Raw genomic sequence first — 16,267 nt, 5'->3', positions numbered from 1 at the left:
CGATGCTGCAGCTTTATTTCTTCCCGATGGCCTGCTCGCTCTCGAGCCGCATCGCGCTGATGGAGGCCGGTATCGAGGCGCAGTATCACCTCGCCCATATCTGGACCAAGCAGGTCGTGAAAGACGGCAGCGATTTCCGCGACCTGTCGCCGAAAGGCGCGGTGCCGGTCCTGGTGCTGGAGAACGGCGAGCGGCTGACCGAGAGCGCAGCAGTGCTGCAATACATCGCCGATGTGAAGCCGGAGACGCGTCTTGCGCCGCCGCCCGGCGATGTCGATCGCTATCGTCTGCAGGAATGGCTGAGCTTCATCGGCGCCGAGATCCACAAGGCGTTCCTGTTTCCGACCTTCTGGTACAAGGACGACGGCTCGCTCGCCAAGCCGCGGGAACGGATCGCGCAGACCTTGTCGGTGCCGGCAGCGCACCTGGCGGACCGCGAATTCCTCGTCGGCAACGGCTTCACCGTCGCGGATGCCCATCTCACCTGGGCCTTGCTGCTGCTCCGTCCCGCAGGGATCGACATCGCGCTATGGCCGTCCTTGTCGGCCTCTCTCGAGCGGATGCAGGCGCGGCCGGCCGTGCGGGACGCGATCGCGACCGAGATCGCGCTGCGCAAGGCGATGGCGGCGTGAGCGCGCCTCACTCCACCCGCGCCAGGACCGCGAGCTTGCGGATGCCCTTGTTACGGTAGGCGTCGAGGAACGCGTAATAGTCCTTGAACGACACGCAGCCGTTGGAGTCGCCGTTCGGCCCGAGCATGAAGGTGTGCGCGAGCAGGCCGTCGCGGCCGTGGATCGCGCTCTCGCCGCCGATCGGAGTCAGGCGCAACGCCGGCACGCCGTGGAACAGCGCCTCGCGCGGCTTCAGCGTGTAGATGTGCGGCGGCGTCACGCCGCGCATGCGGATCTTCGAGGAGCGCGGATCGTCGAGATTGGAGCCGAGGCCCGAATGCGCCTCGAGCCTGGTGCCGTCGGGCAGATACACGGTCTTGGCGGTGATGTCGTAGACCGCGGTGTCGCGCTCATAGGGCGGCGCGCCGCCGAACATCGGATTCTGCTCCTTCGGTGCGATGGACGCGGTCACGCTGGCATCGGCCGAGGCGTAGGCCAGCAGCCCGCCGGACGGCTCGCGCTTGCCCCAGAGCTTTTCCACCATCGACTGACGCGGCCCGGTGATCGACATTACCGCGGCCTTGGCGCGATCGGCGAACGACTTCGGCTGCGCCTCGGGCGCCGGCACGATCTGGGCCGGATCGGCCGAGGCCAGCTGCATCTGGGCATCCGGCGCGCGCCTGGTCTTGTCAGCAGTCTTGGCCGCCGGCTTCAGCGCGTCGGCGACCCTCGCGACCACGCTCTGCTTCGGGGCGTCCTTCGAAGTCTCCCTGGCCAGCGCAACCTGGGTCGGGGGCGCTGCGCTCGCCGCATTCGACGGCACGCCTTGCGTCGCGGCCGCGGCAAAGCGCTCGTTGAACATCTCGCGCGAGATCGGAGCTGCGACCTGGAGCCGGTCGGGCAGCAGCGCGAAGGTTTCCCTGATAGCCTCGCCGGCCTCGCGCAGCACGACCTTGGGCGCGCGCCTGACCACCGGCTCGTCGTAGCCGATGCTGCCGACCGTGGGGTAGACGCTCGCGCCGAGAATGTTGCTGTAGATGATCCAGCCGGCGCCCATCAGCACGCAGCCGATCGCCGCGGTGCCCAGCCAATTGGCCGTGGTCATTTTCCGGGAAGACTTCCGAACAGAATTCTTGCCAGGATTTTTGGACTTCCGTGCCGCGATACTTTGCGCAGCGATACTCGTACTCATTCGCCTTGCGTCCAGGACGGTGTCACTCGGTCCCCCTTCAAAGTGCCGCTGGTCACGATCCGGGAACAGCATCTCGCAGAGGGTCGGAGCGTCATTAAGGCGACTTTTAGTTAAATGCAGATTAAGTTCGGGCGGATATGGGGCAACTCGTTAATGCTGTCCCGTTTTGAGAAAAATCCCGCAAAATTACGGACTTAAACGCATCTGTTAACCATGTTTCTCGACCGGCTCACGTCGGTTCTTCGACGCTTGCGGCCGCACCCACGAGACATTCAACAACGTCATTTTCGTGGTCGCCAACTGGCCCTGACCGTAGCGCGGAAGCGTTGCGCGAGGCTGGTGGGCCGGGCGTCCGTCGGGCCCTGCGCCCTCACGCGGCACGGCGCCGTGACCGAAAGTTGATCACGTCGGTTCTGGTAATCGCCGCCGCGAGAAAGTAGCTCCTACCTCGGCACTTTTCAGCAGCCTCTGCGCGTCATACGGTACCGTATCGATTTGCCCTGAACTGTGCCGTGCACGCAAACGGAGGCTGGCATGAGAGGGATCGCGCGCGCCGGGTTTTTCGCCCTGGCGGGGTCGTTTCTGTTGATTGGATCTGCGACTGCGCAGCCTGGTTCCAATTTGGGCTGTACGGCATCGCCGTCGACTGCCGGGACGCAAACCTGGCGCTGCGACAACGGCATCACCATCGTTGCGGAAAATGGCGCCAGATTTGAACTTAAGGACGCCAACCGCGACGGACATATAGACTCCGTGGAGTTGAGCAGCAAAGCGCTGCTGGTCGAGGTGCCCCGGAAGCCGCGGGGCAATCCGTTCAAGGTGCTGACGCCGCAAGCGATCGCCGCGGTGCGCGGCACCAGATGGGCGGTCGATGTTGCTGACGCCAAGACCTCCGTGTTCGTCGCTGACGGCCGGGTCGGCGTGACCCGAAGGGCTCGTGGGCGCGGCGTCGTGCTTGGACCCGGCGAAGGCGTCGATGTCGAGGCAACCGGCCCGTTGACCGTCAAGACCTGGGGCCAGCCGCGCGTCGACGCGCTCATGGCAAGACTCGGGCAGTAAGACCGGGTCAACAACGCTCGCCCAAGAAATTTGGACGATAGAAGATTGCAGAACCAGCGCATGCGCAACCGACGCGTTCAGATCCTGGTGGCACTCGTCCTCACCGCGCTGTGGGGCGCGGGCATCTTTGCCGCGCACGCCAACGGCCGCCTGCGTTTTCTCGACCGCCTCGAAGCCACGCTGACGGATTGGCGGACGCAAGCCCGCGGCGTGCGGCGTCCACCCGATCTCGTCACCATCGTCGCGATCGACGACACCGTGGTGAAGCGCGGCGGCAGCTATCCGCTGCCGCGCGCCGATCTCGCCCGTGTCGTCGACACCATCGTGCAGTTCAAGCCGAAGGTCATCGGAATTGATCTCCTGCTCGTCGACCGCAGCGCTGCGATCGGCGATGCCACGCTCGCCAGCACGCTCGCCACCGGTCCCATGGTGCTCGCCGCCGCGGCGATCTTCCCCTCCGCCAGCGAAACCGTGGATCCGAGCAGCGAAGGTCCCCTCGCCGTCCTGCCGCAGGCCGAACGCTTCCTGCGGCCCTTGCCCGCATTTGCCGAAAACGCCGAGGTCGGCGTCGTCAACGTCGCGACGGGACAATCGGGCTCACCGCTATCGGTGCCGATGCTGTTCCGGACGCGCGACAAGGTCGAGCTGTCCTTCCCCCTGCGCGTCGCGGCCCGCGCGCTCGACCAGCCGCTGACGGTCGCGCCGGACCATCTCATGCTGGGCGATCGCGCGGTACCGACCGACGGCGATCTGGCATTGCCGATCACCTATTACGGCCCGCGCCGCACGATCCGTACCGTCAGCGCACAGAGCATTTTCGACGGCACGCTCGATCGCGCGGCGATCGAGAACCGGATCGTCGTGATCGGCGCCTCGGTCGCCGGCGGCGGCGACTTCTATCCGACGCCCTTCGATTCCCTGATGCCCGGGGTCGAGGTGGTCTCGACCGCGATCACGCATCTCGTCGCCGGCGACGCCATGGTGCGCGACCGCAGGGTCCGCATTGCCGACGCGCTCACTGCGATCCTGCTGCCGATGCTGCTGGTCGGGCTGCTCGCCTGGCGGCGCAGCGCGCTGGGCATCATGACGGCGGCCGCGGTGATGATCGCCTGGGCCGGCGTCAACCTGTTCGCGTTCACGCACGGTGTCTGGCTGAACGCCGCAACCACGCTCGCCGCGGCAATGCCGCCGGTTGCGGTCTTTGCCGGCGTGCAGCTGTGGGCTGGAGGCCGCCGCACGCAATATTTTGCCGCCAAGAGCCGGTCGCTTGCGCAATTCCAGGCTCCGGCGCTGCAGGAGTGGCTGGCGCGAGATCCGAACTTCCTGTCGAAGCCGGTCCGGCAGGACGCAGCCGTGGTCTTCGTCGATCTTTCCGGCTTCACCGGACTGAGCGAGCGGATCGATCCGAACGAACTCAGGACTCTCCTGAAGGCGTTTCATGCACTGATCGACAAGGCCGCGATCGCTTGCGACGGCATGATCACCGGTTTTCTCGGCGACGGCGCCATGATCCTGTTCGGGCTGCCGCGCGCGATGCCCGACGACGCGGCGCGCGCGCTGAAATGCGCGATCGATCTGCATCGCGGCCTCGAACGCTGGATCGCTTCGCTGCCGCCGGCGATCGCAGGTCAGCTCGGTTTCAAGATCGGCGCGCATTGCGGCCCGATCGTCGCGTCGCGGCTCGGCGAAAGCCATCAGCACATCACGGCGACAGGCGATACCGTCAATGTCGCTAGCCGCCTGATGGAGATCGCCGCCCAGAACGATGCGCAGCTCGCGCTGAGCGATACGCTGCTCGACACTGCCGATTTCAGCGGCGCTCCCGACGGCGTCTTGTCCGGCCCCCTGCTCGCCAAGGTCCGCGGCCGCGCCGGCATCGTGACGGTCTGGTTCTGGCGCGACCGGGATGGGCCGGGTCAGGCCTCGACCAAGGCCGAGATGATCGGCTGAGGCCCGCTAAAGCGCGATGAGATTTGGAGGGATCGTCATCGCGCTTTAGATTGTTGTTAACGCATGATCTTCCCGGAAAACCACTTCGCACTTTTCCGGATCATGCTCTACCGCGCTTCCGGCGGCGGCGAGCGATCCAGCACCTCGCCCTTGGCGCCCTCGAGCAGGTCGATGCCATAGGTCTCGACCACGAGCGGCCCGCGCTTGCGCTGCAATTGCGCGATCTGCGTCACCTGCGCAAAGAGGGCATTGAGGGCGGGATGGCCCTCGCTGCGCAGCTCGTCGACATAGAGCAGCTTGCCGGCGAGCAGCCGGGGATCGGGCTCGGGCATGTTGACCCAGCGAATGCGCTGGCTCTGCTGCGCAACGCAGGTGCCGCGCGGCAGATAGAACGCGAGCCAGCCCGTGGTGCCGTAGTCCTGCGCCAGCACACAGGTCGCACCACTGCGTACGCGCACCGTTTCGATCTCGGCGGCAAGCTCGCGCCAGCCGACGCCGACGCTGCGCACCGTGGCATCGCGGCGATATCCGGACAGCCAGCCGGTATTGGCCTGCACGATCAGCGCTGCAAACATCACGATGCCTGTTGGCGCCGCCCAGCGCAGGCAGAAATCGACCAGGCGCCGCTGGCGAGGCTTCCACTGCACGAGGTTGGCGGCGGCCGCCGCGGCGATGACGAAAGGCGGATAGACCGGCGCGAACCAGTTGGCTTCGACGCGGGCATGCAGCGAATGCCAGACGAAGTAGACGACGATGGTCCAGAACATCGTCTCGATCAGCACGCGCGAGGCCAGCGCGCCGGCGCGCCGCCAGGTCAGCGCGTGCAGGCCCATCGCGCCGAGGATGAAGACCAGCGGCGTCGCGAACGCGATCTGGGTCGGGATCAGCTCGGCAATGAAGACGGGGCGGAAGTCCTCGATCCTGGCGCGGCCGAGCTGCTTTGCGAACGAGACCCATTGATGGTCCGCATTCCACAGGATCACCGGCGAGAACAGCGCCAAGGCAACGAGCCCGCCGAGATAGGGCCAGGGCGAGAGAAACCAGCGCCTCAGCTTCGGCACGGAAGCGAGCCAGATCAGGATCGCCGGCCCAAAGAACATCGCGGTATATTTCGACAGCAGTGCCGCGCCGACGGCTGCACCAACCGCGAGCCACCAGGCGCCCCGGCCGGTCTCCAGCACCTTGGCGAGGAAGAACAGCACGAAGCTGGAGGCGACCAGCAGCGGCGCATCGGGCGTGACGATCAGCGTGCCGACGGAAGCCAGCAGCGTCACGTTGAGCAGGATAGCGCTGGTCGCGGCCACGCGCACCCCGCCGAACAGGATCGCTGCGGAACGATAGACCGCATAGCTCATCGGCAGCGCGAGCAGGATCGACACGAGGCGAACGCCGAGCTCGGTATCGCCAGCCATCAGGGTGCCGGCCCGGATGACATAGGCCACCATCGGCGGATGATCGTAATAGCCGCCGGCGAGGTTCTTCGACCACATCCAGTAATAGGCTTCGTCGAAGGTGATCGGCGTGAACGCGGCCGCGACCAGCCGCAACACGACCAGCGCAACAATCACCAGCGCCGTGTTGCGGACGATCCGCGCGTCAGCTCCGGCCATGTCGCGCTATTTCTTGCGCCAGACGAACAGGCCGGACATCGCGTAGTTCCACACCACGCCCATCAGCGCGCCGGCCATGCCGGCCAGCCACCAGATCGGCTCCTGGTCGTACACGGAGAAGGCGACGCCGACATTGGCGAGCAGGCCGACGCTACACACGATGTAGAAGGCGATCAGGCCGCGCAGCAGCGCAAAGCCCTTCAGCCGCTGGTCGCGATAGGTGAGGAAGTTGTTGAGGATGAAATTGCTGGTCATGGCGACGATGGCGCCGGCGGCCTGCGCCTCCGCGAACGGCGCGTTGAACACGCGAAGCGCGATGAACAGCGTGGCGAGATGCACCACGAGGCCGATGCCGCCGACCATCGCGAACAGGATGAAGCGCAGCGAGACGATGTCGTTGGTCAGCTTGGCCAGCACGAGACCCAGGAAGTCGAGTGCGACCATGGAATCGAGCTTGCTCTCGCCGTGCTGGCGGGCGCCGAAAGTGTAGGGGATCTCGACGGCGCGCAAGCTGCCGTGCGCGCTCGCGACGACGTCGAGCAGGATCTTGAAGCCGTGCACGGAGAGCTTGGGCGCGAGCTGCTCGAAACGGTCGCGGCGGATCATGAAGAAGCCGCTCATGGGATCGGCGATCTCGACCCGCAGCATCTTCCTGGCGACCTCGGTCGCAAGCGCACTGGCTCCGGCGCGCTGCTTGTTGAAGCCTTCGCTCTTGTAGCCCTCGATGTAGCGGCTGCCGACGACGAGGTCGGCCTGATCGCTGGCGAGGAGCAGCAGCATCTTCGGCAGCTGCGTCTCGTCGTGCTGGAGGTCGGCATCGATCACGGCCACATAGGGAGCGCTCGAGGCGAGGATGCCCTCGATGCAGGCGCCCGAGAGGCCGCGACGGCCGATGCGGCGGACACAGCGCACGCGACTGTCGCGCTGCGCCAGCGCGCGCACGACGTCCCAGGTGCCGTCGGGCGAGTTGTCGTCGACGAACACGACTTCCCACGCGATATTGGCGAGCGTTGCCTCCAGCCGCCGGTACAGCACCGTGACGTTGTCGCGCTCGTTGAAGGTCGGGACGATGACCGACAGTTCCGGCCCCTCTTGAGCCTGCGGCGGGATGTCGGCGCCGGGTCTGATCGCTTCGTTCATGACGGCAGCGTATATCCGCCGCGTCCTGCGCTGCCAAGCCGGGGGCTCTGGGGAACGGCCGAAAAGGGGCCCTAAAATGCCAACGACCCCGGAACGGCGGACCGCGCGTACATCCGGCGCAGGCCTGAGCTATTCCAAGGTCGTCCCAGCGACGGAGCTCTTCGCTCAACGTCGCCGTTACAAGCTAGATGGGGACGGCAGAAGCGCTTCGCAAGGGGCAGGAAAGCTCGTTTTCCTGCCCTATTGGTTGGGCACTTCCCGAATTATCGGCCCACGCGGCGCGGGCGCGGCTGGGGCCGACGGCGCCGCCTCCGGAGCTGGTTCGACTTTCGCCGGCCTGGGCGGCTTGCCGTACTGGCCGATCGGCCCGAACACGACGGCAGCCGCAAGCACGATCGCCGCCACAATCGCCCCCAGAATGCCCCCCACCGACTCAGACGACATGCAAGTCCATCCCTGCTCCAGACGCGGCGAGTGATACCATGGATGAGCGCGCGGCCGGAAGGCCCCGGGGCGAATAGCGAAGCGGAAGGCCTGCTTTCTCGCCCTATTCGCTATTGGCCACTCGCCATTCCCTACTTCGCCGGCGGCCGGTGCTTGACGAAGGCCATCACGATGTCCTTCTGAGCCGCCTCCACCGCCCTGTTCGCGGTGGCGAGATGGGCGCCGGCATCGATGTTCGGATACTGCGTGGTGAGATAGTCGAGCAGCGCGACCCGGTAATATTGCCGCTCCGAAGGACAGGCACCCGCAACCGAGCGGCCGAAATCCTGCTCCGACAGGCCTTGATTGGAGTCGCGCGAATATTCCCGCGCCAGGCAATGCCAGTAATCGTCGCGGCCCTGCTGGGCGAGCTTCTGTGCGCTTCTCGCGTCGTCATCATCGGCCAATGCGGGCCGTGTCATGGCAGCAGATGTCATCATAAAGAGCGCCGCTCCCACCGACAGCATCCGCATCTTGTTCTCCCTTTTTCGCGGGTCCGGGCGCAAGCTTAGACGGGGCAGGCCAACTGGCCAATCACAACTGGTTTGACTAGGATGGGGTCCCTCCCCGTCGATGCGAGAAATTCCGTGGCCAAAGCAAAAACCGCGTCAAAAAAATCCGGCAACATCTTCATCGGCATCGGCGGCTGGACCTTCGAGCCCTGGCGCGGCGTGTTCTATCCGGAGAAGCTGGCGCAGGCGAAGGAGCTGTCCTACGCCGCCTCGAAGCTCACCTCGATCGAAATCAACGGCACCTATTACGGCTCGCAAAAGCCGGAGAGCTTTCGCAAATGGGCGAGCGAAGTTCCCGATGGCTTCGTGTTCTCGGTGAAGGGACCGCGCTTCGCCACCAACCGCCGCGTGCTCGCCGAGGCCGGCGATTCCATCAAGCGGTTCTATGATTCCGGCGTGCTGGAACTTGGCGACCATCTCGGGCCGGTGCTGTGGCAGTTCGCCCCGACCAAGAAATTCGACGGCGCCGATTTTGGAAAATTCCTCGAGCTGTTGCCGCGCAAGCTCGAAGGGCGCGCGCTGCGCCATGTCGTGGAAGTGCGCCATGACAGCTTCTGCACGCCGGACTTCGTCGCGCTGATCCGCGAGTTCGAGACGCCCGTCGTGTTCGCCGAGCACGGCAAATATCCTGCTATCGCCGATGTCGCCGGCGATTTCGTCTATGCAAGGCTGCAGAAGGGCAATGACGAGATCAAGACCTGCTATCCGCCGAAGCAACTCGATGCCTGGGCCAAGCGCTTCCAGGATTGGGCTTCGGGCGGTGAACCCGACGACCTTCCGAAGGTCGACAAGGGCAAGCCGAAGAAGGAGCCGCGGGACGTGTTCGCCTATGTCATCCACGAGGGCAAGGTGCGCGCGCCGGCCGGCGCCATGGAACTGATCGCGCGGGTGATGTGAGCGGGCTATGGCCAATTGGGAGCACCAAGGCTTCCTCACGTCATGGCCGGGCTTGTCCCGGCCATCCACGACCTGCCGCGCGGCACGAAGAACGTGGATACCCGGGACAAGCCCGGGCATGACGACCTCACGTGTCGTGACCTGAGGAGTCCCCATGGCAAAGGCGAGGAAGCTGTTCACCATCGGCTACGAGCAGACGCCGCCCAAGGCCGTGCTGGACGAGCTGGAAGCGGCCGGCGTCAAGCTCGTGGTCGACGTACGCGCGGTGACGTCATCGCGCCGGCCCGGCTTTTCCAAGAAGCAGCTTGCGGCTGGCCTCGACGAGCGCGGCATCGCCTATGTCCATCTCGCCGCGCTCGGCACGCCGAAAGAGGGCCGCCTCGCCGCCCGCAGCGGACAGTACGACGTGCTGGAGAAGATCTTCTCAAAGCACCTGAAGGCGCCAGAAGCCAGGGAGGCGATGGACGAACTCTCGTCGCTGGTGAAGAAGGCCGGGCCCGTCTGCCTGCTCTGCTACGAGCGCGACCACACCCACTGCCATCGCCAGATGATCGCGGAGATCATCGAGGAGCGCGACGGGGTGGCGGTGAGGAATCTGGCGGGGCGGCAGGTTTAGCCGTCGCCGTCATTCCGGGGCGCGCGTAGCGTGAACCCGGAATCCATGCACCCACCGACACTGCGGCCCGATGGATTCCGGGTTCGCGCTACGCGCGCCCCGGAATGACGGGCTAAGCCTCGCCTGCCAGCGTGAACGTCCCTTCCATCATCTGAACGCAGCTCCCGCCGACATGGGCGGAGACGATCTTGCCGTCCTGCTTGCGCACGCGGGTGAGAAGCATGCTCGGACGTCCCATGTCAAAGCCCTGGCCAATGGTGAGCTTCAATTCGCCGTCGCGCGCGGGATCGAGATCGGCGAACAGCGCGGCGGCGGCGACCGTCGCGCTGCCGGTGGCGGGGTCTTCGATCAGGCCGCTTGCGCCGGGAAAGAACATCCGCGCCTGACGCTCGCAGGGCACCTCCGCTGCCGGCACGTCGCGCGTGTAGAAGTAGACCGAGAAAGCGCCGTCGCGCGGGAGCATCCGGGCAAACGCTGCCGCGTCGGGCTTGGCCCTGCGCACGGCTTCGCGCGATCCCACCTCCGCCACCACGAACGGCGTTCCGACGCCGACGACTTGCGGCGCATGATGATCGGTCCTGATGTCATCCGCCGCCAGCGAAATGCAGACGGCGACGTCGGCCGGGGACAGCTGTGCAAGCCTCGCCAGTTTCTGTGGCGCGGTGAGCTCGGCGCTGATCACCCTGCCCTGCTCCCGCACGATATCGACCGGGACCAGACCAGCCTTCTCCTCGAACAGCAGCCGCGGCTTCGGCTCTTTCGCGATTCCCGCCAGCACGAAGGCCGTGCCGACGTTGGGATGGCCCGCAAAGGGTAGCTCCCTGACGGGGGTAAAGATGCGCACCTCGGCGTCGTTGGCCTTGTCGCGCGGCGACAGCACGAAGGTGGTCTCGGAATAGTTGAACTCGGTCGCGATCGCCTGCATCTGCTGTGTCGTCAGCCCGCCGGCATCGAGCACCACGGCGAGCTGGTTGCCGCCGAAGGCGCGATCGGTGAACACGTCGACGGTGACGTAGCGGCGCTGCATTTTCGTTTCCTCATGCAAGTCGCGGCCGCGACCGGCCGCATCGTGCGGCACTCTACAAGCCGGCCACATCGCTCGTCATGTCCCAAAATTCGGAGCAATCGGAGCAATCGCCGATGATGGAAGAGACCTGCGTGCAGCGACGCATGATGCGCGCTACCCCAGCTGAAACACCCGCATCTTCTGCACGTACCCACGCACCTCGACCTCGCCGAGCGCGACGGCGTCGTCGCCGTCGTCGCCCAGCGCTTCACGGACAGATGCCGAGATCAGGAACTGCGAGCCGAACTCCTTGTTCAACGCCTCCAGGCGCGAAGCAAAGTTCACGGTGTCGCCGATCACCGTGTACTCCTTGCGGCGGGGTGAGCCGATATTGCCGGCGACGACTTCGCCGAAATGGATGCCGATGCCGATGCGAAGCGGCCAACTGGTCTCTGCGTTGATGCGGTCCATCGCGGTCAGCATCTCGCGGCCGGCGGCGACCGCTCGGTGCGCGGCGTCGGAAGCCTCCAGCGGCGCCCCGAACAGCGCGAGGAAACCATCGCCTAGAAACTTGTTCACGATGCCGCCGTGGCGGTCGAGGATGTCGACCAGCACGGCGAAGGCACCGTCGAGCCGGTCGACCACCTCTTGCGGCGTGCGCGATTGCGCGCCGGCGGTAAAGCCGCGGAAATCGACGAACATCACCGCGACGCGGCGGACGTCGCCGCCGCCGCTGGTGCTTGCCTGCATCAGCCGCTCGACCACCTGCGGGGAGACGTGCTGGCCGAACAGGTTCGTCACGCGGTCGCGCGCGGTCGCCGCCGCGATGCTCGCGGCGAACTGGCGGCGCAATTGCGCGCCGACGGCACCCGCAAGCACCCCGCAGATCAGGATGACGACGCTGCGCACGGCGTGGAAATAGATCAGGGGATCGCCGGCCTCGTCAGCCGCGTTGTAGTACAGCGCGACCGACAGAAGCCCGGCCGCGGCGACGATGCCCGTGAATGCCGAGAGCCAGAAGTCGAGCCGCAGGGTCGAGAGGATGATGAAGATGAAATACATCAGCGGCACGGCAAAGCCGAGAGCCTGGCTTGGACCCATGGTCCGGGTCTGCAGGATCAGGATCACCGTCGGCAGCGAGGTCTCGATCAGCGTGCCGATATAGCGTCGGATCACCGGCAGATCGCGATCGAGCCGGAGATTCCTCCTGATCTGGGTGTGGACCCAGAGCTCGAACAGGATGAAGCCGCCGAGGAGGCCGTAGACCTCGACGAGCCCTTCCGTTCCGCGCCAGACCCGGTTCAGCACGGCGGGGTCGATCAGATAGATCGCGGTGAGCAGCAGCATCAGGACGCAGCCAGTCATGATCAGCGCCCGCACCCGGAGCAGCTCGGTGCGCAGCACCTCCCGCGTCAGCTCGCGCTCGAATTCCTCCGATAACGCGGCGTGGTGCCGCGTCTTCCTGCTCGCAAACCTGACCATTCCGCCCTCTTGTCATTCCGGGGCGCGGCGAAGTCGCGAACCCGGAATCTCGAGATTCCGGGTTCGATGCTCTGCATCGCCCCGGAATGACTTCGAGACAGTCTGCCTCAATCCAGCGTGCGACGGAAGCGCGTCACGGCGATGGTCATGGCGAGCAGCATCAGGGCCGCCAGCGCCAGGGTGTCGAAGTGCAGGTTCTGCATGGTCGCGCCCTTCAGCATGATGGCGCGGACGATGCGCAGATAATGGGTCAGCGGCAGGGCTTCGCCGAGATATTGCGCCCACGCCGGCATGCCCGCGAACGGGAACATGAAGCCGGAGAGCAGGATGCTGGGCAGGAAGAACATCATCGACATCTGCATCGCCTGGAGCTGGTTCTGCACCAGTGTCGATATGGTGTAGCCGATCGACAGATTGGTGGTGATGAACAGCGTCGAGAGCAGCGCCAGCAGGACGAGGTTGCCGAGCACGGGTACGCCGAACAGGCCGACGCCGATGCTGATGATCAGGAAAGCCTGGACGAAGCCGACCAGCACGTAAGGGATGATCTTGCCGAGCATCACCTCGACCGGCTTGATCGGCATCGACAGCAGGCTCTCCATGGTGCCGCGCTCGACCTCGCGCGTGACCGACAGCGCGGTGAAGATCAGCATGGTCATGGTCAGGATGGTGCCGACCAGCCCCGGCACGATGTTGAGGCTGGAGCTAGCTGCCGGATTGTAGCGCGCGTGGGCGCGGATCTCGAACGGCATCTCGGGGGGATCGCCGATGTAGAGATCGTGCTTGAGCGCGGTCTGCACGACCATGCCGAGCGAGCCGAGCGCCGCGCTCGCCGCGACCGGATCGGTGGCGTCGGCGGCAACCAGCAGCGCCGGCCTGTCGCCGCGCCGCACCGCACGCTCGAAGCCGCGCGGGATCTCGACCCCGAACAGCACCTTGCCGGATTTCAGCAGGTTGTCGAAGTCGTCGACGTCGTGCACTTCATAGAGGAAGCGGAAATAGGCGGTATTCTCCAGGGCCTTCAGGATCGAGCGGGCGAGATCGGAGTCCTCCTGGAGCAACACGGCGCTCGGCAGATGGCGCGGCGTGGTGTTGATGGCATAGCCGAACAGCATCAGCTGCATCACGGGCAACATCACGATCATCGCGAACGAGACGCGATCGCGCTTGAGCTGGATGAACTCCTTGACCAGCATCGCATAGGAGCGCCGCAGAAAGCCGAAGCGCTCGCGGATCTCGCGCCGCGGTGCGGGATGGTCGACGGCGCTCATTGGAAATTGTCCTTGGAACGCCCCATCAGCTCGATGAACACGTCTTCGAGCGACGGTTGCGACTGCTGCCAGCGCAGTCCGCCCTTCTCGCGCCAGGGCGCGATGCTGGCTTCGAGCGCCGGGACGTCGCGGCCGGAAACATGCAGCGAGGTGCCGAACGGCGCCACCATGTCGATGCCTGGCTTACCCGAGAGCGCGGTCGCAAGCTCGTTCAGGCCTTCGCCGGTGACGGTGTAGGTCGTCAGCGCGGATTTCGCGATCACCTCCTCCACCGTGCCGTGCGCCAGCAGATAGCCGTAGGCGATGTAGGCGATCTCGTGGCAGCGCTCGGCCTCGTCCATGTAATGGGTCGAGACCAGCACCGTGAGGCCTTCGGCTGCGAGTGCGTGGATCTCGTTCCAGAAATCGCGCCGCGCCTTGGGGTCGACGCCGGCGGTCGGCTCGTCGAGCAGCAGGAGTTGCGGATTGGGCAGAGTGCAGGCCCCGAGCGCCAGCCGCTGCTTCCAGCCGCCGGAGAGCTCGCCCGCAAGCTGCTCCTCTCGCCCCGAGAGCCCGAGCCGCCTGATCATGTCGCGCGCGGCGCCGCGCGCGTCAGCGACGCCATAGAGCCGCGCGACGAATTCGAGGTTCTCGCGCACCGACAGGTCCTGGTACAGGCTGAAGCGCTGGGTCATGTAGCCGACCTGGCGCTTGATCTTCTCGGCATCGCGGCGGATGTCGTAGCCGAGGCAGGTGCCCTCGCCACTATCGGGCGTGAGCAGCCCGCAGAGGATGCGGATGGTCGTGGTCTTGCCCGAGCCGTTGGGTCCGAGGAAACCGTAGATCGAGCCGCGCTTCACCTGCATCGACAGATCGTGCACGACCTCGCGGCCGCCGAACGACTTGGTCAGGCCCTTGACGTCGATCGCGATGCCGTTGCCGCCGCTCATCGCTTGTCCGCCACGGGTGTCTTGATCTCAGAAATCTTGGGATTGAGATAGACGTCAATCGGCTGTCCTACACGCAAGGCATCGGGACGAGAGGGCCGCGCCTGGATCAGATAGACCAGCTTGTTGCGCTCATCGAGGCTATAGATGACAGGCGGAGTGTATTCGGCCGAGGTTGCGATGAAGTAGATCTTTGCGGTGAGGTCGGCCGCGCAATTGTCGCACGATACGCGCACCGTGTCGCCGATCGCGAGCTTGGGCAATTCGGCTTCCGGCACGAAGAAACGCAGCTTCATGTTTCCGGGCGGCATGATCGACAGCACCGGACGCTGCGCCGCCACCATCTCGCCCTCGCGGAAATAGATCTGCTGAATGGTGCCGGCGACGGGCGCAAAGCCCTTGCGCCGCGCCATCCGCGTCTCCGACGTCGCCACCCGCGCTTCCGCGACGCGCAAGGCCGACACGGCGGCATCGAGATTGGCCTGCGTGCCCGAGCCGGTCTTGCTCAGCGAGGCCGCCCGGTCGTAGGTCTGCTGCGCGTTCGCCAGTGTCGCCTTGTTCTGATTGAGATCGGCGCGCTGGAGATCGTCGTCGACGGAATAGAGGGCATCGCCGACCTTGACCTCGTCGCCTTCGCGGACGTTGAGCTTGGTGACCCGCCCCGCTTCGTCCGGGCTGACGAAGATCATGTCGGCCTCGACCCAGCCCTGGAAGCCGGGATCGCGCCTTTCCTTGCATCCGGCAAGCCCGGTTGCGAGCACGGCGACCAATGCCAAAACTGAAATTGCCTGCGACGACGTCATGTCGTGCTCCGTTCGCCAAAAATCAGATCGAGATGGACGCGCAGCATCTCTTGCGCGTCCAGCGGCGCGTGCCGCGCAAACAGGCTCTGCCAGATCACCGCGATCATCGCGGGTGCGACCAGGATCTGCGGATAGCGCGCGAGGTCCTTCTGCCGGATCTCGCCGCGGGCGATGCCGAGCTCGATCAGCGCGCGCATGGCGGCGATCCCGCGCGAGACGACCTCGCGGTAATAGAAGTCGGCAACGGACGGAAAGCGCGGGCCTTCCGCCACGATCAGGCGCACCAGATCGCCGCGCCTCGTGCCGATCACCTCGTTCAGGAAGTTGCTCGCGAAAGCCTCGATCAGGTCGCGCACCGAGCCCGCCGGCGGCGGCAGCGTGGTCAGCCGCGCGACCACGGGAACGATGACGATGCGCACCAGCTCCTCGAACATCGATTCCTTGTCCTTGAAGTGCAGGTAGATCGTGCCCTTTGCCACGCCGGCGCGCCTCGCAATGTCGTCGAGCCGCGTCGCCGCAAACCCCCGCGCGATGAATTCCTCCATCGCCGCTTCGACGATCGCCGCACGCCGCTCCGCCGCGCGCGTTGCGCGGTTCGTGGCAGGCGCCCGTTCACTGCGAGCGGGCTCAGGGCCCTTGGCGCTGGCGCGAGTTGCTGGCGGCAAGGCGGCTTTGGTCGGCTTCCTGGTCATTTGATATTAATGACTGA

At 65.7% G+C, this 16,267-nt stretch carries 16 protein-coding genes; 5 read left to right on the top strand and 11 right to left on the bottom strand.

Annotated features, from left to right (window positions below):
• Window positions 1-2: 2 nt before the first annotated feature.
• A complete protein-coding gene (locus EDE08_RS23500) occupies window positions 3-632 on the top strand; it encodes a glutathione binding-like protein (protein ID WP_131871233.1) in 630 nt (209 codons plus the stop codon).
• A gap of 7 nt (window positions 633-639) precedes the next feature.
• On the opposite strand, the gene EDE08_RS23495 is transcribed toward EDE08_RS23500, so the two are convergent.
• Window positions 640-1,716, bottom strand: a complete 1,077-nt coding sequence (locus EDE08_RS23495; protein ID WP_165936132.1) for a DUF2778 domain-containing protein — start codon at window positions 1,714-1,716, stop codon at window positions 640-642.
• Window positions 1,717-2,337: 621 nt separating this feature from the next.
• On the opposite strand from EDE08_RS23495, the gene EDE08_RS23490 reads away from it, so the two are divergent.
• Together EDE08_RS23490 and EDE08_RS23485 are read left to right on the top strand one after the other, a co-directional pair.
• A complete protein-coding gene (locus EDE08_RS23490) occupies window positions 2,338-2,862 on the top strand; it encodes a FecR domain-containing protein (RefSeq protein WP_165936131.1) in 525 nt (174 codons plus the stop codon).
• 60 nt (window positions 2,863-2,922) lie between these two features.
• Window positions 2,923-4,812 (top strand): CHASE2 domain-containing protein, encoded by a 1,890-nt coding sequence (locus EDE08_RS23485; RefSeq protein WP_131871236.1) that lies wholly within the window; start codon window positions 2,923-2,925, stop codon window positions 4,810-4,812.
• Window positions 4,813-4,919: 107 nt separating this feature from the next.
• Here the strand turns inward: EDE08_RS23485 and EDE08_RS23480 are convergent, their stop codons facing one another.
• From EDE08_RS23480 to EDE08_RS23465, 4 genes are all read right to left on the bottom strand, one after another.
• Window positions 4,920-6,422, bottom strand: coding sequence for a glycosyltransferase family 39 protein (locus EDE08_RS23480; protein ID WP_131871237.1), 1,503 nt, complete (start codon window positions 6,420-6,422; stop codon window positions 4,920-4,922).
• Between the two features lie 6 nt (window positions 6,423-6,428).
• The gene (locus EDE08_RS23475; protein ID WP_131871238.1) at window positions 6,429-7,562 is read right to left on the bottom strand and encodes a glycosyltransferase family 2 protein; all 1,134 of its coding nucleotides are present in this window, start codon (window positions 7,560-7,562) and stop codon (window positions 6,429-6,431) included.
• 240 nt (window positions 7,563-7,802) lie between these two features.
• Window positions 7,803-8,006 (bottom strand): hypothetical protein, encoded by a 204-nt coding sequence (locus tag EDE08_RS23470; protein ID WP_131871239.1) that lies wholly within the window; start codon window positions 8,004-8,006, stop codon window positions 7,803-7,805.
• Window positions 8,007-8,137: 131 nt separating this feature from the next.
• Entirely contained in the window at window positions 8,138-8,518 is a 381-nt protein-coding gene (locus EDE08_RS23465) for a hypothetical protein (protein ID WP_131871240.1), read from the bottom strand.
• A gap of 114 nt (window positions 8,519-8,632) precedes the next feature.
• On the opposite strand from EDE08_RS23465, the gene EDE08_RS23460 reads away from it, so the two are divergent.
• Both EDE08_RS23460 and EDE08_RS23455 read left to right on the top strand, forming a co-directional pair.
• Window positions 8,633-9,454: a DUF72 domain-containing protein gene (locus tag EDE08_RS23460; RefSeq protein ID WP_165936130.1), complete on the top strand. Its 822-nt coding sequence runs from the start codon at window positions 8,633-8,635 to the stop codon at window positions 9,452-9,454.
• Window positions 9,455-9,608: 154 nt separating this feature from the next.
• Window positions 9,609-10,070, top strand: coding sequence for a DUF488 domain-containing protein (locus EDE08_RS23455; protein WP_131871242.1), 462 nt, complete (start codon window positions 9,609-9,611; stop codon window positions 10,068-10,070).
• Between the two features lie 112 nt (window positions 10,071-10,182).
• Here the strand turns inward: EDE08_RS23455 and EDE08_RS23450 are convergent, their stop codons facing one another.
• The 6 genes from EDE08_RS23450 to EDE08_RS23425 all read right to left on the bottom strand — a co-directional run bounded on the left by EDE08_RS23450 (window position 10,183) and on the right by EDE08_RS23425 (window position 16,250).
• Complete coding sequence (locus EDE08_RS23450; RefSeq protein WP_131871243.1) at window positions 10,183-11,097, bottom strand: PhzF family phenazine biosynthesis protein; 915 nt, start codon at window positions 11,095-11,097, stop codon at window positions 10,183-10,185.
• 153 nt (window positions 11,098-11,250) lie between these two features.
• On the bottom strand, window positions 11,251-12,558 hold the full coding sequence (locus tag EDE08_RS23445; RefSeq protein WP_131871244.1) for an adenylate/guanylate cyclase domain-containing protein: 1,308 nt from the start codon (window positions 12,556-12,558) through the stop codon (window positions 11,251-11,253).
• A 107-nt stretch (window positions 12,559-12,665) separates the two neighbouring features.
• The gene (locus EDE08_RS23440; protein ID WP_131871245.1) at window positions 12,666-13,829 is read right to left on the bottom strand and encodes an ABC transporter permease; all 1,164 of its coding nucleotides are present in this window, start codon (window positions 13,827-13,829) and stop codon (window positions 12,666-12,668) included.
• Entirely contained in the window at window positions 13,826-14,758 is a 933-nt protein-coding gene (locus tag EDE08_RS23435) for an ABC transporter ATP-binding protein (RefSeq protein ID WP_131871246.1), read from the bottom strand. The genes EDE08_RS23440 and EDE08_RS23435 overlap by 4 nt, the downstream gene beginning before the upstream one ends.
• A complete protein-coding gene (locus tag EDE08_RS23430) occupies window positions 14,755-15,558 on the bottom strand; it encodes an HlyD family secretion protein (RefSeq protein ID WP_131871247.1) in 804 nt (267 codons plus the stop codon). The genes EDE08_RS23435 and EDE08_RS23430 overlap by 4 nt, the downstream gene beginning before the upstream one ends.
• Window positions 15,555-16,250, bottom strand: coding sequence for a TetR/AcrR family transcriptional regulator (locus tag EDE08_RS23425; RefSeq protein ID WP_131871248.1), 696 nt, complete (start codon window positions 16,248-16,250; stop codon window positions 15,555-15,557). The genes EDE08_RS23430 and EDE08_RS23425 overlap by 4 nt, the downstream gene beginning before the upstream one ends.
• Window positions 16,251-16,267 lie beyond the last annotated feature (17 nt).

It is taken from the genome of Bradyrhizobium sp. R2.2-H (assembly GCF_004346455.1).
In the GTDB taxonomy this organism is placed as follows: domain Bacteria; phylum Pseudomonadota; class Alphaproteobacteria; order Rhizobiales; family Xanthobacteraceae; genus Bradyrhizobium; species Bradyrhizobium diversitatis.
Note: the sequence above shows the minus strand (reverse complement) of the source record. Positions and strands in the feature narration are given on the sequence as shown.

Coding starts and splice junctions, on each gene's coding strand:
- EDE08_RS23445 (WP_131871244.1), bottom strand. CDS start 12,558: ATGGTCAGGTTTGCGAGCAGGAAGACGCGGCACCACGCCGCGTTATCG.
- EDE08_RS23465 (WP_131871240.1), bottom strand. CDS start 8,518: ATGCGGATGCTGTCGGTGGGAGCGGCGCTCTTTATGATGACATCTGCT.
- EDE08_RS23485 (WP_131871236.1), top strand. CDS start 2,923: ATGCGCAACCGACGCGTTCAGATCCTGGTGGCACTCGTCCTCACCGCG.
- EDE08_RS23475 (WP_131871238.1), bottom strand. CDS start 7,562: ATGAACGAAGCGATCAGACCCGGCGCCGACATCCCGCCGCAGGCTCAA.
- EDE08_RS23425 (WP_131871248.1), bottom strand. CDS start 16,250: ATGACCAGGAAGCCGACCAAAGCCGCCTTGCCGCCAGCAACTCGCGCC.
- EDE08_RS23490 (WP_165936131.1), top strand. CDS start 2,338: ATGAGAGGGATCGCGCGCGCCGGGTTTTTCGCCCTGGCGGGGTCGTTT.
- EDE08_RS23450 (WP_131871243.1), bottom strand. CDS start 11,097: ATGCAGCGCCGCTACGTCACCGTCGACGTGTTCACCGATCGCGCCTTC.
- EDE08_RS23495 (WP_165936132.1), bottom strand. CDS start 1,716: ATGACCACGGCCAATTGGCTGGGCACCGCGGCGATCGGCTGCGTGCTG.
- EDE08_RS23455 (WP_131871242.1), top strand. CDS start 9,609: ATGGCAAAGGCGAGGAAGCTGTTCACCATCGGCTACGAGCAGACGCCG.
- EDE08_RS23430 (WP_131871247.1), bottom strand. CDS start 15,558: ATGACGTCGTCGCAGGCAATTTCAGTTTTGGCATTGGTCGCCGTGCTC.
- EDE08_RS23480 (WP_131871237.1), bottom strand. CDS start 6,422: ATGGCCGGAGCTGACGCGCGGATCGTCCGCAACACGGCGCTGGTGATT.
- EDE08_RS23440 (WP_131871245.1), bottom strand. CDS start 13,829: ATGAGCGCCGTCGACCATCCCGCACCGCGGCGCGAGATCCGCGAGCGC.
- EDE08_RS23435 (WP_131871246.1), bottom strand. CDS start 14,758: ATGAGCGGCGGCAACGGCATCGCGATCGACGTCAAGGGCCTGACCAAG.
- EDE08_RS23500 (WP_131871233.1), top strand. CDS start 3: ATGCTGCAGCTTTATTTCTTCCCGATGGCCTGCTCGCTCTCGAGCCGC.
- EDE08_RS23470 (WP_131871239.1), bottom strand. CDS start 8,006: ATGTCGTCTGAGTCGGTGGGGGGCATTCTGGGGGCGATTGTGGCGGCG.